Origin of the sequence: Shewanella psychropiezotolerans (assembly GCF_007197555.1) — a bacterium.
GTDB lineage: Bacteria > Pseudomonadota > Gammaproteobacteria > Enterobacterales > Shewanellaceae > Shewanella > Shewanella psychropiezotolerans.
Genome location: NZ_CP041614.1, coordinates 5,478,952 through 5,493,462, shown reverse-complemented (window position 1 = coordinate 5,493,462; position 14,511 = coordinate 5,478,952). Strand labels below are relative to the sequence as shown.

Here is a 14,511-nt window from a genome sequence, read left to right as displayed (position 1 = left end):
TAGAATTGGATAGATAAGCGGCTAGCATTAGTTGGAAATACTAAGATAAGAGTGAAAATTGTTCGGTCAGTTTTTTTCTGCTGTTAAAGACTTGCCATTAGTCGTCTCAAAGGTATAATGCCCGTCACTTACTGAGGTATTAGCTATCTTGGTTAGTCTATTTGATATAAGCCGGTGTGGTGGAATTGGTAGACACGACGGATTCAAAATCCGTTGCTTTCGAGCGTGACGGTTCAAGTCCGTCCTCCGGTACCAATCAAATAAATGAGCCTGCTTTCGAGCAGGTTTTTTTATGTCTGTAATTTAGTCTGAACTAGGGCTGCACTGCTTTTAGGAGATCAGTTCTTTTGAATTAAGTAGCGTCGACTACGTCTTTCTCCAATCGGAACTAATACCCCTTTTACAACTAGGTCTCCTATATCTCTTGCGGCTGTTGCATCGGTTGTTTTGGTTAAAGCTTTATATTTTTTCCGTGAAATACCATCGCTAGAATCTGTTGTCTCTAATAGCTGAGTAACGACTTTTTGTTGCCTAGCATTAAATACAGTAAATTGGTTTTTTTGCCAAAATCGAGTTGTTTGCATGACTCGTTCAAATTCTTTCTTAGCATCAATTGCTGCAATTTCTACCATCGATAAAAACCATATTATCCATTTGGTTAAATAAAGGGGATTGTTTTCATCTACAATACTCTGATGATTTATTAACTCACAACGCTGATGATTCTCCAATTGTTGATAGTATTCATTGCGGTGATTTTTAAAAGCTGACGATAAAGAAAATAAACGTAGGTTAGTATACTCTGCCTCGGCTAAACAGCGTTCCGCAATGATCCGAGATAAACGACCATTACCGTCATCAAACGGGTGAATAGTGACAAACCAGAATTTAGCGATTGCAGCTCTGATAAAAGTTGATTCGTTTGATGAGGTATTGAGCCAGTTAAAAAATAGACCCATCTCTTGCTCTACTTCGCTATTTACCGCACCTGGCGCTTCAAAGTGGACTTGTTGCTTACCGTATCGCCCCGCAACTATCTGTATCGTGTCATCACGATAATCACCGATAGTCATAGGTGTGATTATCGGTGCAACAGTGAAAAGCATTTGATGCCAATGTTTTATGACATCATGATTTACTTGTTGCTCTGTCGTACGGATTGCAGATAATAAAAGCGCAACCATTGCATCACTTTGTTGGTTAAACCTATTCCCTTTACCAATGCCTAATTTATTGACGATGCTAGAACGAACAGAGTCTCGATCATATAACTCTCCTTCAATTTTGGCGGAGGCTAGTGTTTCATCAAGTAATATTGCAGCCTCCCAATCTAAACGTTGCTCAAAAGAGAGGAACTCACTCAATTGCTTTAATGGCGACACAGCTCGTATGCATGATTCTAGTGCGGGGATAACGATAGCTTTTTCATAAATAAAGTTAGGCCAGTCTTTTGTAAGTGCCTGAACAGTTATCTTTGCATTAGTGCTTACAAACTTAGGAGACTCGGCTTATATTTAAGCTAGGATAGGCCAACAAGATACAGCGACACGTTTATGGGCTCAAAAAGGAAGTCGTCCAAGGGGAGGGAGGCTGCAACAGTTTGAATATGCCTATGCTTTAGGCACCGTATGTCCAGCTAATGGTAATATGGAGGCACTAATCACTCCGTGGGTGAACAAAGGGGTAATGTACCAACACCTAAAACTTATCTCTCAAGCGACCTTTCCAGATCGTCACGCTGTCCTGATCATGGATGGTGCAGGCTGGCATAGTAAGGAGCTAGATGATGAGTTTGATAATCTGACCAGATTATTATACCAATTGGTATGAGAGGCTACTGAAATAATCCTGCAGTAAGTAGCACTTCCCACATATATAGACCAACCTATATTAGTAAGTGCTCAGATTTAACCTGCTTCTGCTCATCATTGTCTTCACTGTTTGCAGTTCCTCTTTAAACACTTCAAACCTACGTTAGCTGTTCAAGGGTATTTTGATATTCATCGACACAGGCGAGTATAGAACTCTCTTAGTTTTATACCTTAAGCTGGTTCATTTTGTGGATAAGTCTGGGGGTAATTAGTGGGTACGTTGTGCTTAAATATCAGTTGGGAGAATATGTCTGTTTTTATCGAAAAATCCCTTGTGCTCTGGGCTGATATCCCTATAATGCGCATCCACTGACACGGCACAGCAGGCCAACTAGACTAATTCTTAAAGCTTATAAACAGTTGAAAGGTTAGATAGTACGGGACTTGCAGTAGCGTCAGAGAGTTTATTTCTTCGGAATTTAACTCAGGTTGAAAGCACTTTAAGAGCTTCGGGTTTTGTTTGGTTCTCACAATAGTGATTAACAAATCATCGCTTGAAAATCTTCTTAAAATAAGCCCTTGACGCCAATCACGGAGAGTGTAGAATACGCCTCCTCAAGCCAACGACCTAGCGTCTAAGGCTGCTACCTGAAAGATTCGCTCTTCATGTTAGCAATGCTCTTTAACAATTCAAAACAAGAAATCTGTGTGGACACTCACAGGTATTGAGTTATTCGAAATTGCCTTCTGTTCTTCGGAATGTCGGCAATCAAAATATTACTCAATGAATGAGTGTTCATAGATTCGAACCTAGTTCGGATCACTTATATAAACAGTATAATTCATTGAGCCGATGTCATCTTCGAAAGAGGATGCATCAAAAGAACTTTAATTGAAGAGTTTGATCATGGCTCAGATTGAACGCTGGCGGCAGGCCTAACACATGCAAGTCGAGCGGAAACAGGAAGGTGCTTGCACCTTTGCTGTCGAGCGGCGGACGGGTGAGTAATGCCTAGGGAACTGCCCAGTCGAGGGGGATAACAGTTGGAAACGACTGCTAATACCGCATACGCCCTACGGGGGAAAGGAGGGGACCTTCGGGCCTTTCGCGATTGGATGTACCTAGGTGGGATTAGCTAGTTGGTAAGGTAATGGCTTACCAAGGCGACGATCCCTAGCTGGTCTGAGAGGATGATCAGCCACACTGGAACTGAGACACGGTCCAGACTCCTACGGGAGGCAGCAGTGGGGAATATTGCACAATGGGCGAAAGCCTGATGCAGCCATGCCGCGTGTGTGAAGAAGGCCTTCGGGTTGTAAAGCACTTTCAGCGAGGAGGAAAGGTTGTAGTTTAATAAACTACAGCTGTGACGTTACTCGCAGAAGAAGCACCGGCTAACTTCGTGCCAGCAGCCGCGGTAATACGAGGGGTGCAAGCGTTAATCGGAATTACTGGGCGTAAAGCGTACGCAGGCGGTTTGTTAAGCAAGATGTGAAAGCCCCGGGCTCAACCTGGGAATTGCATTTTGAACTGGCAAACTAGAGTCTTGTAGAGGGGGTAGAATTTCAGGTGTAGCGGTGAAATGCGTAGAGATCTGAAGGAATACCGGTGGCGAAGGCGGCCCCCTGGACAAAGACTGACGCTCAGGTACGAAAGCGTGGGGAGCAAACAGGATTAGATACCCTGGTAGTCCACGCCGTAAACGATGTCTACTCGGAATTTGGTGTCTTGAACACTGGGTTCCCAAGCTAACGCATTAAGTAGACCGCCTGGGGAGTACGGCCGCAAGGTTAAAACTCAAATGAATTGACGGGGGCCCGCACAAGCGGTGGAGCATGTGGTTTAATTCGATGCAACGCGAAGAACCTTACCTACTCTTGACATCCACGGAATTTTTCAGAGATGAATTAGTGCCTTCGGGAACCGTGAGACAGGTGCTGCATGGCTGTCGTCAGCTCGTGTTGTGAAATGTTGGGTTAAGTCCCGCAACGAGCGCAACCCTTATCCTTATTTGCCAGCACGTAATGGTGGGAACTTTAGGGAGACTGCCGGTGATAAACCGGAGGAAGGTGGGGACGACGTCAAGTCATCATGGCCCTTACGAGTAGGGCTACACACGTGCTACAATGGTCGGTACAGAGGGTCGCAAAGCCGCGAGGTCAAGCTAATCCCACAAAGCCGGTCGTAGTCCGGATCGGAGTCTGCAACTCGACTCCGTGAAGTCGGAATCGCTAGTAATCGTGAATCAGAATGTCACGGTGAATACGTTCCCGGGCCTTGTACACACCGCCCGTCACACCATGGGAGTGGGCTGCACCAGAAGTAGATAGCTTAACCTTTCGGGGAGGGCGTTTACCACGGTGTGGTTCATGACTGGGGTGAAGTCGTAACAAGGTAGCCCTAGGGGAACCTGGGGCTGGATCACCTCCTTACCTATACGACTAACTCAATATTTGCTGAGTGTTCACACAGATAACTTGTTCTTGTTAGAGCAAACTAATTCTCCAAGCGAGAGTTAGCGTTCTTTAAAAATTTGGAAAGCTGATAGTGTTAATGTGAAAGGGACTATTGTGAAAGCTACTTCGTAAGAGGTAGGGATTGCAGTGGTTAATAGCATTAGCGCGAAAAATAAATAATTGAGTTCTCAAACACTTAAATCAAGTGCTGAATTGCAGTGATGCAATTCAAGAGTATTCTTTTGGCGAAAGTAAACACCATTAGTTGCGATACAGTCCCATGTGGGTTGTATGGTTAAGTGACTAAGCGTATACGGTGGATGCCTTGGCAGTCAGAGGCGATGAAGGACGTAGTAACTTGCGAAAAGCGTTGGCGAGCTAGTAACAAGCATTTGAGCTAACGATGTCCGAATGGGGAAACCCACTCACATAAGTGAGTATCACTACATGAATACATAGTGTAGTGAGGCAAACCCGGGGAACTGAAACATCTAAGTACCCGGAGGAACAGAAATCAACCGAGATTCCCCTAGTAGCGGCGAGCGAACGGGGATTAGCCCTTAAGTCTATAGGGTGTTAGTGGAATGAGTTGGAAAGCTCAGCGGCACAGGGTGATAGCCCCGTACATGAAAACTAACTATAGATGAAAACGAGTAGGACGGGACACGTGACATCTTGTCTGAACATGGGGGGACCATCCTCCAAGGCTAAATACTCCTGACTGACCGATAGTGAACCAGTACCGTGAGGGAAAGGCGAAAAGAACCCCTGTGAGGGGAGTGAAATAGAACCTGAAACCGTATACGTACAAGCAGTGGGAGCGGTTCTTGAGACCGTGACTGCGTACCTTTTGTATAATGGGTCAGCGACTTACATTTTGTAGCGAGGTTAAGCGAATAGCGGAGCCGTAGGGAAACCGAGTGTTAACTGCGCGTTTAGTTGCAAGGTGTAGACCCGAAACCCGGTGATCTATCCATGGGCAGGTTGAAGGTTGAGTAACATCAACTGGAGGACCGAACCGACTTATGTTGAAAAATGAGCGGATGACTTGTGGATGGGGGTGAAAGGCCAATCAAACCGGGAGATATCTGGTTCTCCTCGAAAGCTATTTAGGTAGCGCCTCGAGCGAATACCATTGGGGGTAGAGCACTGTTAAGGCTAGGGGGTCATCCCGACTTACCAACCCTTTGCAAACTCCGAATACCAATGAGTACTACTCGGGAGACACACGGCGGGTGCTAACGTCCGTCGTGGAAAGGGAAACAACCCAGACCATCAGCTAAGGTCCCAAAGTTATTGCTAAGTGGGAAACGATGTGGGAAGGCTTAGACAGCTAGGAAGTTGGCTTAGAAGCAGCCATCTTTTAAAGAAAGCGTAATAGCTCACTAGTCGAGTCGGCCTGCGCGGAAGATTTAACGGGGCTAAGCAATACACCGAAGCTATGGGTTTGCTAGTTTACTAGCAAGCGGTAGAGGAGCGTTCTGTAAGCCGTTGAAGGGAAAGGGGTAACCCATCCTGGAGGTATCAGAAGTGCGAATGCTGACATGAGTAACGATAAAGGGAGTGAAAAACTCCCTCGCCGAAAGACCAAGGTTTCCTGTCCAATGTTAATCAGGGCAGGGTAAGTCGACCCCTAAGGTGAGGCCGAAAGGCGTAATCGATGGGAAACAGGTTAATATTCCTGTACTTCTGCTAACTGCGATGGAGAGACGGAGAAGGCTAGACTAGCGCGGCGTTGGTTGTCCGCGTTTAAGGTTGTAGGTTGTATTCTTAGGCAAATCCGGGAATACGCATTAAATTGCAAGACTGAGGACTGATGACGAGACCCTAAGGGGTTGAAGTAGTTGATGCCATGCTTCCAGGAAAATCTTCTAAGCTTCAGGTTAGTAGGAATCGTACCCCAAACCGACACAGGTGGTTGGGTAGAGAATACCAAGGCGCTTGAGAGAACTCGGCTGAAGGAACTAGGCAAAATGGTACCGTAACTTCGGGAGAAGGTACGCTCCCGACGGTGATGAGACTTGCTCTCTAAGCTGTTGGGAGTCGCAGATACCAGGTGGCTGCAACTGTTTATCAAAAACACAGTACTGTGCAAACTCGCAAGAGGAAGTATACGGTATGACGCCTGCCCGGTGCCGGAAGGTTAATTGATTGGGTTATCTTCGGAGAAGCTCATGATCGAAGCCCCGGTAAACGGCGGCCGTAACTATAACGGTCCTAAGGTAGCGAAATTCCTTGTCGGGTAAGTTCCGACCTGCACGAATGGCGTAATGATGGCCACGCTGTCTCCAGCCGAGACTCAGTGAAGTTGAAATTGCGGTGAAGATGCCGTATACCCGCGGCTAGACGGAAAGACCCCGTGCACCTTTACTATAGCTTGGCACTGAACATTGAACCTACATGTGTAGGATAGGTGGGAGACTTTGAAGTTGGGACGCTAGTTCTGATGGAGTCAACCTTGAAATACCACCCTTGTAGTTTTGATGTTCTAACTCAGGCCCCTGAATCGGGGTTGAGGACAGTGCCTGGTGGGTAGTTTGACTGGGGCGGTCTCCTCCCAAAGAGTAACGGAGGAGCACGAAGGTTGGCTAAGTACGGTCGGACATCGTACGGTTAGTGCAATGGCATAAGCCAGCTTAACTGCGAGACATACACGTCGAGCAGGTACGAAAGTAGGTCATAGTGATCCGGTGGTTCTGTATGGAAGGGCCATCGCTCAACGGATAAAAGGTACGCCGGGGATAACAGGCTGATACCGCCCAAGAGTTCATATCGACGGCGGTGTTTGGCACCTCGATGTCGGCTCATCACATCCTGGGGCTGAAGTCGGTCCCAAGGGTATGGCTGTTCGCCATTTAAAGTGGTACGCGAGCTGGGTTCAGAACGTCGTGAGACAGTTCGGTCCCTATCTGCCGTGGGCGTTGGATGATTGAAGGAAGCTGCTCCTAGTACGAGAGGACCGGAGTGGACGAACCGCTGGTGTTCGGGTTGTTATGCCAATAGCATTGCCCGGTAGCTACGTTCGGAATCGATAACCGCTGAAAGCATCTAAGCGGGAAGCGAGTCCTAAGATGAGTCATCCCTAGGAATTTAATTCCTCTAAAGAGCCGTTCGAGACTAGGACGTTGATAGGCAGGGTGTGTAAGCGTTGTGAGGCGTTGAGCTAACCTGTACTAATGACTCGTGAGGCTTAACCATACAACCCAGATGGGTTTGTGTAGTTAGTGTGTGTATTACTTCATAAGCACAAAAGAATACGAACTTGATTTAAGTCGAACCTAATTATTTATTATTTAGAGAAATCTAGATACAGCTTTCTAAATTCTTTTACCTTTAGCTTTTTTAAAAAGCTGAAAGTAATCGTCAAATTAGTCTGGAAACCATAGCATTGTGGCCCCACCTGAATCCATCTCGAACTCAGAAGTGAAACGCAATCGCGCCGATGGTAGTGTGGGGTCTCCCCATGTGAGAGTAGGTCATTTCCAGGCGCCTAATATACTGTATAGTTTAGCGGTTAAGTTTACATTTTATGTAGCACATAAGACTAAATTATCGATAGAAGAATAAAATATTGCTGATATGGCTCAGTCGGTAGAGCGCATCCTTGGTAAGGATGAGGTCCCCAGTTCGATTCTGGGTATCAGCACCATTTTTACAGCACATTTACCGATAGTGCTAAAGAATTAGTCTGGAAACCATAGCATTGTGGCCCCACCTGATCCCATCTCGAACTCAGAAGTGAAACGCAATCGCGCCGATGGTAGTGTGGGGTCTCCCCATGTGAGAGTAGGTCATTTCCAGGCGCCTATTTAGTATTTAAGCCCGCTACGATGTAGCGGGCTTTTTTACGTCTGCAATTTGTCATTTCCAGGCGCACTCCTGACTTAACAGTGACTTATCCACTTATCCACTTATCCACTTAAGCGCGTACGTGCAATGCCTACTTCACATGCACCCAAAGCTGCTAATACCAATTTTGGAACGAGGCTTGGTTGGGCTTGACCACAAAACATCGCCTGGTCGACCTCCCGCCTTGAGTGCTGCTCAATCTAGGCAACTTTCGGCATTCATTGAAGCTCGTAGTCTCTCAGAAACAGGCGGGAGGTTATCTGCTCATGACATTAATGAATATCTTTTTAAGCATTTTGGCATTCATTATGAGCTATCAAGTATCTATAGAGCATTAAAAAGGCTTGGCTTTTCATGGATAACTAGTCGCTCAAAGCACCTAAAACAATCGTTAGCAGCACAAGAAGCTTTTAAAAAACTTCCGCCTGGAAACGATCCTTAACATCCCTGGCCATATCGCTTTATCTCAAGTAGATGTCTGGTTTCAGGATGAAGCTAGGATAGGTCAACAAAATACAACGACACGCTTGTGGGCTAAAAAAGGAAGTCGTCCAAGAGTTGTTCGGCAGCAACAGTTTGAATACGCCTATGTTTTCGGTGCTGTATGTCCGGCTAATGGTAATACGGAGGCACTTATCACTCCGTGGGTGGATAAAGGGACAATGCACCAACACCTAAAACTTATCTCTCAAGCGACCCCTCCAGATCGTCATGCCGTCGTGATCATGGACGGTGCAGGCTGGCATAGTAAGGATCTAGATGATGAGTTTGATAATCTGACGATGATCAAACTCCCTCCCTACTCACCAGAACTCAACCCGGTTGAACAAGTTTGGGGCTGGATGAGGCAACGTCACTTAGCGAATCGGTGTTTTGCTAATTATGAGGATATTGTCGAGCAATGCTCACAAGCATGGAATAGCTTTATTAGTGACACGGATACGGTAAAAAATCTGTGCAATCGTTCATGGATAAATCTGACCAGATAATTATACCGATTGGTATTAGTCAGAAACCACCTGTTTTGTGGGTAAGTCTGGGGGTAATGAGTGTGTAGAATGTGTTTAAGTTAGGGGGTGTAAAAAAGACCACTTTTCTTAGAAAAAAACCTTGTACTCTGAGCTGACATCCCTATAATGCGGATCCACTGACACGGCAAACAGCGTCACTAAGGCAGTAGCCATAGCGATAATGAGACGAGTCAGGGAGTTAAGTGAATTTGGTTATGAATGTTTTGTTGGTGGTTATTTAACCGCTTAAAAATCTTCTTAAAAAAGCCCTTGACGCCAACCACGGAGAGTGTAGAATACGCCTCCTCAAGCCAACGACCTAGCGTCTAAGGCTGCTACCTGAAAGATTCGCTCTTCATGTTAGCAATGCTCTTTAACAATTCAAAACAAGAAATCTGTGTGGACACTCACAGGTATTGAGTTATTCGAAATTGCCTTCTGTTCTTCGGAATGTCGGCAATCAAAATATTACTCAATGAATGAGTGTTCATAGATTCGAACCTAGTTCGGATCACTTATATAAACAGTATAATTCATTGAGCCGATGTCATCTTCGAAAGAGGATGCATCAAAAGAACTTTAATTGAAGAGTTTGATCATGGCTCAGATTGAACGCTGGCGGCAGGCCTAACACATGCAAGTCGAGCGGAAACAGGAAGGTGCTTGCACCTTTGCTGTCGAGCGGCGGACGGGTGAGTAATGCCTAGGGAACTGCCCAGTCGAGGGGGATAACAGTTGGAAACGACTGCTAATACCGCATACGCCCTACGGGGGAAAGGAGGGGACCTTCGGGCCTTTCGCGATTGGATGTACCTAGGTGGGATTAGCTAGTTGGTAAGGTAATGGCTTACCAAGGCGACGATCCCTAGCTGGTCTGAGAGGATGATCAGCCACACTGGAACTGAGACACGGTCCAGACTCCTACGGGAGGCAGCAGTGGGGAATATTGCACAATGGGCGAAAGCCTGATGCAGCCATGCCGCGTGTGTGAAGAAGGCCTTCGGGTTGTAAAGCACTTTCAGCGAGGAGGAAAGGTTGTAGTTTAATAAACTATAGCTGTGACGTTACTCGCAGAAGAAGCACCGGCTAACTTCGTGCCAGCAGCCGCGGTAATACGAGGGGTGCAAGCGTTAATCGGAATTACTGGGCGTAAAGCGTACGCAGGCGGTTTGTTAAGCAAGATGTGAAAGCCCCGGGCTCAACCTGGGAATTGCATTTTGAACTGGCAAACTAGAGTCTTGTAGAGGGGGGTAGAATTTCAGGTGTAGCGGTGAAATGCGTAGAGATCTGAAGGAATACCGGTGGCGAAGGCGGCCCCCTGGACAAAGACTGACGCTCAGGTACGAAAGCGTGGGGAGCAAACAGGATTAGATACCCTGGTAGTCCACGCCGTAAACGATGTCTACTCGGAATTTGGTGTCTTGAACACTGGGTTCCCAAGCTAACGCATTAAGTAGACCGCCTGGGGAGTACGGCCGCAAGGTTAAAACTCAAATGAATTGACGGGGGCCCGCACAAGCGGTGGAGCATGTGGTTTAATTCGATGCAACGCGAAGAACCTTACCTACTCTTGACATCCACGGAATTTTTCAGAGATGAATTAGTGCCTTCGGGAACCGTGAGACAGGTGCTGCATGGCTGTCGTCAGCTCGTGTTGTGAAATGTTGGGTTAAGTCCCGCAACGAGCGCAACCCTTATCCTTATTTGCCAGCACGTAATGGTGGGAACTTTAGGGAGACTGCCGGTGATAAACCGGAGGAAGGTGGGGACGACGTCAAGTCATCATGGCCCTTACGAGTAGGGCTACACACGTGCTACAATGGTCGGTACAGAGGGTCGCAAAGCCGCGAGGTCAAGCTAATCCCACAAAGCCGGTCGTAGTCCGGATCGGAGTCTGCAACTCGACTCCGTGAAGTCGGAATCGCTAGTAATCGTGAATCAGAATGTCACGGTGAATACGTTCCCGGGCCTTGTACACACCGCCCGTCACACCATGGGAGTGGGCTGCACCAGAAGTAGATAGCTTAACCTTTCGGGGAGGGCGTTTACCACGGTGTGGTTCATGACTGGGGTGAAGTCGTAACAAGGTAGCCCTAGGGGAACCTGGGGCTGGATCACCTCCTTACCTATACGACTAACTCAATATTTGCTGAGTGTTCACACAGATAACTTGTTCTTGTTAGAGCAAACTAATTCTCCAAGCGAGAGTTAGCGTTCTTTAAAAATTTGGAAAGCTGATAGTGTTAATGTGAAAGGGACTATTGTGAAAGCTACTTCGTAAGAGGTAGGGATTGCAGTGGTTAATAGCATTAGCGCGAAAAATAAATAATTGAGTTCTCAAACACTTAAATCAAGTGCTGAATTGCAGTGATGCAATTCAAGAGTATTCTTTTGGCGAAAGTAAACACCATTAGTTGCGATACAGTCCCATGTGGGTTGTATGGTTAAGTGACTAAGCGTATACGGTGGATGCCTTGGCAGTCAGAGGCGATGAAGGACGTAGTAACTTGCGAAAAGCGTTGGCGAGCTAGTAACAAGCATTTGAGCTAACGATGTCCGAATGGGGAAACCCACTCACATAAGTGAGTATCACTACATGAATACATAGTGTAGTGAGGCAAACCCGGGGAACTGAAACATCTAAGTACCCGGAGGAACAGAAATCAACCGAGATTCCCCTAGTAGCGGCGAGCGAACGGGGATTAGCCCTTAAGTCTATGGGGTGTTAGTGGAATGAGTTGGAAAGCTCAGCGGCACAGGGTGATAGCCCCGTACATGAAAACTAACCATAGATGAAAACGAGTAGGACGGGACACGTGACATCTTGTCTGAACATGGGGGGACCATCCTCCAAGGCTAAATACTCCTGACTGACCGATAGTGAACCAGTACCGTGAGGGAAAGGCGAAAAGAACCCCTGTGAGGGGAGTGAAATAGAACCTGAAACCGTATACGTACAAGCAGTGGGAGCGGTTCTTGAGACCGTGACTGCGTACCTTTTGTATAATGGGTCAGCGACTTACATTTTGTAGCGAGGTTAAGCGAATAGCGGAGCCGTAGGGAAACCGAGTGTTAACTGCGCGTTTAGTTGCAAGGTGTAGACCCGAAACCCGGTGATCTATCCATGGGCAGGTTGAAGGTTGAGTAACATCAACTGGAGGACCGAACCGACTTATGTTGAAAAATGAGCGGATGACTTGTGGATGGGGGTGAAAGGCCAATCAAACCGGGAGATATCTGGTTCTCCTCGAAAGCTATTTAGGTAGCGCCTCGAGCGAATACCATTGGGGGTAGAGCACTGTTAAGGCTAGGGGGTCATCCCGACTTACCAACCCTTTGCAAACTCCGAATACCAATGAGTACTACTCGGGAGACACACGGCGGGTGCTAACGTCCGTCGTGGAAAGGGAAACAACCCAGACCATCAGCTAAGGTCCCAAAGTTATTGCTAAGTGGGAAACGATGTGGGAAGGCTTAGACAGCTAGGAAGTTGGCTTAGAAGCAGCCATCTTTTAAAGAAAGCGTAATAGCTCACTAGTCGAGTCGGCCTGCGCGGAAGATTTAACGGGGCTAAGCAATACACCGAAGCTATGGGTACTAGTGCTTGCACTGGTGCGGTAGAGGAGCGTTCTGTAAGCCGTTGAAGGGAAAGGGGTAACCCATCCTGGAGGTATCAGAAGTGCGAATGCTGACATGAGTAACGATAAAGGGAGTGAAAAACTCCCTCGCCGAAAGACCAAGGTTTCCTGTCCAATGTTAATCAGGGCAGGGTAAGTCGACCCCTAAGGTGAGGCCGAAAGGCGTAATCGATGGGAAACAGGTTAATATTCCTGTACTTCTGCTAACTGCGATGGAGAGACGGAGAAGGCTAGACTAGCGCGGCGTTGGTTGTCCGCGTTTAAGGTTGTAGGTTGTATTCTTAGGCAAATCCGGGAATACGCATTAAATTGCAAGACTGAGGACTGATGACGAGACCCTAAGGGGTTGAAGTAGTTGATGCCATGCTTCCAGGAAAATCTTCTAAGCTTCAGGTTAGTAGGAATCGTACCCCAAACCGACACAGGTGGTTGGGTAGAGAATACCAAGGCGCTTGAGAGAACTCGGCTGAAGGAACTAGGCAAAATGGTACCGTAACTTCGGGAGAAGGTACGCTCCCGACGGTGATGAGACTTGCTCTCTAAGCTGTTGGGAGTCGCAGATACCAGGTGGCTGCAACTGTTTATCAAAAACACAGTACTGTGCAAACTCGCAAGAGGAAGTATACGGTATGACGCCTGCCCGGTGCCGGAAGGTTAATTGATTGGGTTATCTTCGGAGAAGCTCATGATCGAAGCCCCGGTAAACGGCGGCCGTAACTATAACGGTCCTAAGGTAGCGAAATTCCTTGTCGGGTAAGTTCCGACCTGCACGAATGGCGTAATGATGGCCACGCTGTCTCCAGCCGAGACTCAGTGAAGTTGAAATTGCGGTGAAGATGCCGTATACCCGCGGCTAGACGGAAAGACCCCGTGCACCTTTACTATAGCTTGGCACTGAACATTGAACCTACATGTGTAGGATAGGTGGGAGACTTTGAAGTTGGGACGCTAGTTCTGATGGAGTCAACCTTGAAATACCACCCTTGTAGTTTTGATGTTCTAACTCAGGCCCCTGAATCGGGGTTGAGGACAGTGCCTGGTGGGTAGTTTGACTGGGGCGGTCTCCTCCCAAAGAGTAACGGAGGAGCACGAAGGTTGGCTAAGTACGGTCGGACATCGTACGGTTAGTGCAATGGCATAAGCCAGCTTAACTGCGAGACATACACGTCGAGCAGGTACGAAAGTAGGTCATAGTGATCCGGTGGTTCTGTATGGAAGGGCCATCGCTCAACGGATAAAAGGTACGCCGGGGATAACAGGCTGATACCGCCCAAGAGTTCATATCGACGGCGGTGTTTGGCACCTCGATGTCGGCTCATCACATCCTGGGGCTGAAGTCGGTCCCAAGGGTATGGCTGTTCGCCATTTAAAGTGGTACGCGAGCTGGGTTCAGAACGTCGTGAGACAGTTCGGTCCCTATCTGCCGTGGGCGTTGGATGATTGAAGGAAGCTGCTCCTAGTACGAGAGGACCGGAGTGGACGAACCGCTGGTGTTCGGGTTGTTATGCCAATAGCATTGCCCGGTAGCTACGTTCGGAATCGATAACCGCTGAAAGCATCTAAGCGGGAAGCGAGTCCTAAGATGAGTCATCCCTAGGAATTTAATTCCTCTAAAGAGCCGTTCGAGACTAGGACGTTGATAGGCAGGGTGTGTAAGCGTTGTGAGGCGTTGAGCTAACCTGTACTAATGACTCGTGAGGCTTAACCATACAACCCAGATGGGTTTGTGTAGTTAATGTGTGTGTT

At 47.3% G+C, this 14,511-nt stretch carries 1 protein-coding gene, 2 tRNA genes, 6 rRNA genes and 2 pseudogenes; 10 read left to right on the top strand and 1 reads right to left on the bottom strand.

Annotated elements, in window-relative coordinates; genetic code table 11:
• Positions 1 to 170 precede the first annotated feature (170 nt).
• Positions 171 to 255, top strand: a tRNA-Leu gene (locus FM037_RS24020).
• An 83-nt stretch (positions 256 to 338) separates the two neighbouring features.
• Here the strand turns inward: FM037_RS24020 and FM037_RS24015 are convergent.
• Positions 339 to 1,472 (bottom strand): Fic family protein, encoded by a 1,134-nt coding sequence (locus tag FM037_RS24015; RefSeq protein WP_267874903.1) that lies wholly within the window; start codon positions 1,470 to 1,472, stop codon positions 339 to 341.
• Between the two features lie 46 nt (positions 1,473 to 1,518).
• Between FM037_RS24015 and FM037_RS29815 the strand changes: the two are divergent.
• From FM037_RS29815 to FM037_RS23965, 9 genes and pseudogenes are all read left to right on the top strand, one after another.
• Positions 1,519 to 1,812 (top strand): annotated as a pseudogene (locus tag FM037_RS29815) (transposase); the annotation flags it as partial.
• 888 nt (positions 1,813 to 2,700) lie between these two features.
• Positions 2,701 to 4,244: ribosomal RNA gene (locus tag FM037_RS24005) — 16S ribosomal RNA — on the top strand.
• Positions 4,245 to 4,561: 317 nt separating this feature from the next.
• Positions 4,562 to 7,466, top strand: a 23S ribosomal RNA gene (locus FM037_RS24000).
• A gap of 174 nt (positions 7,467 to 7,640) precedes the next feature.
• Positions 7,641 to 7,756: ribosomal RNA gene (rrf, locus tag FM037_RS23995) — 5S ribosomal RNA — on the top strand.
• Positions 7,757 to 7,841: 85 nt separating this feature from the next.
• Positions 7,842 to 7,917 (top strand) — tRNA-Thr (locus FM037_RS23990).
• Between the two features lie 38 nt (positions 7,918 to 7,955).
• Positions 7,956 to 8,071: ribosomal RNA gene (rrf, locus tag FM037_RS23985) — 5S ribosomal RNA — on the top strand.
• 173 nt (positions 8,072 to 8,244) lie between these two features.
• A pseudogene (locus FM037_RS23975) lies at positions 8,245 to 9,106 on the top strand (IS630 family transposase); the annotation flags it as partial.
• Between the two features lie 601 nt (positions 9,107 to 9,707).
• A 16S ribosomal RNA gene (locus FM037_RS23970) occupies positions 9,708 to 11,252 on the top strand.
• Positions 11,253 to 11,569: 317 nt separating this feature from the next.
• Positions 11,570 to 14,474, top strand: a 23S ribosomal RNA gene (locus FM037_RS23965).
• Together the 16S, 23S and 5S rRNA genes with 1 tRNA gene alongside form the textbook arrangement of a ribosomal RNA operon.
• Positions 14,475 to 14,511: the final 37 nt, after the last annotated feature.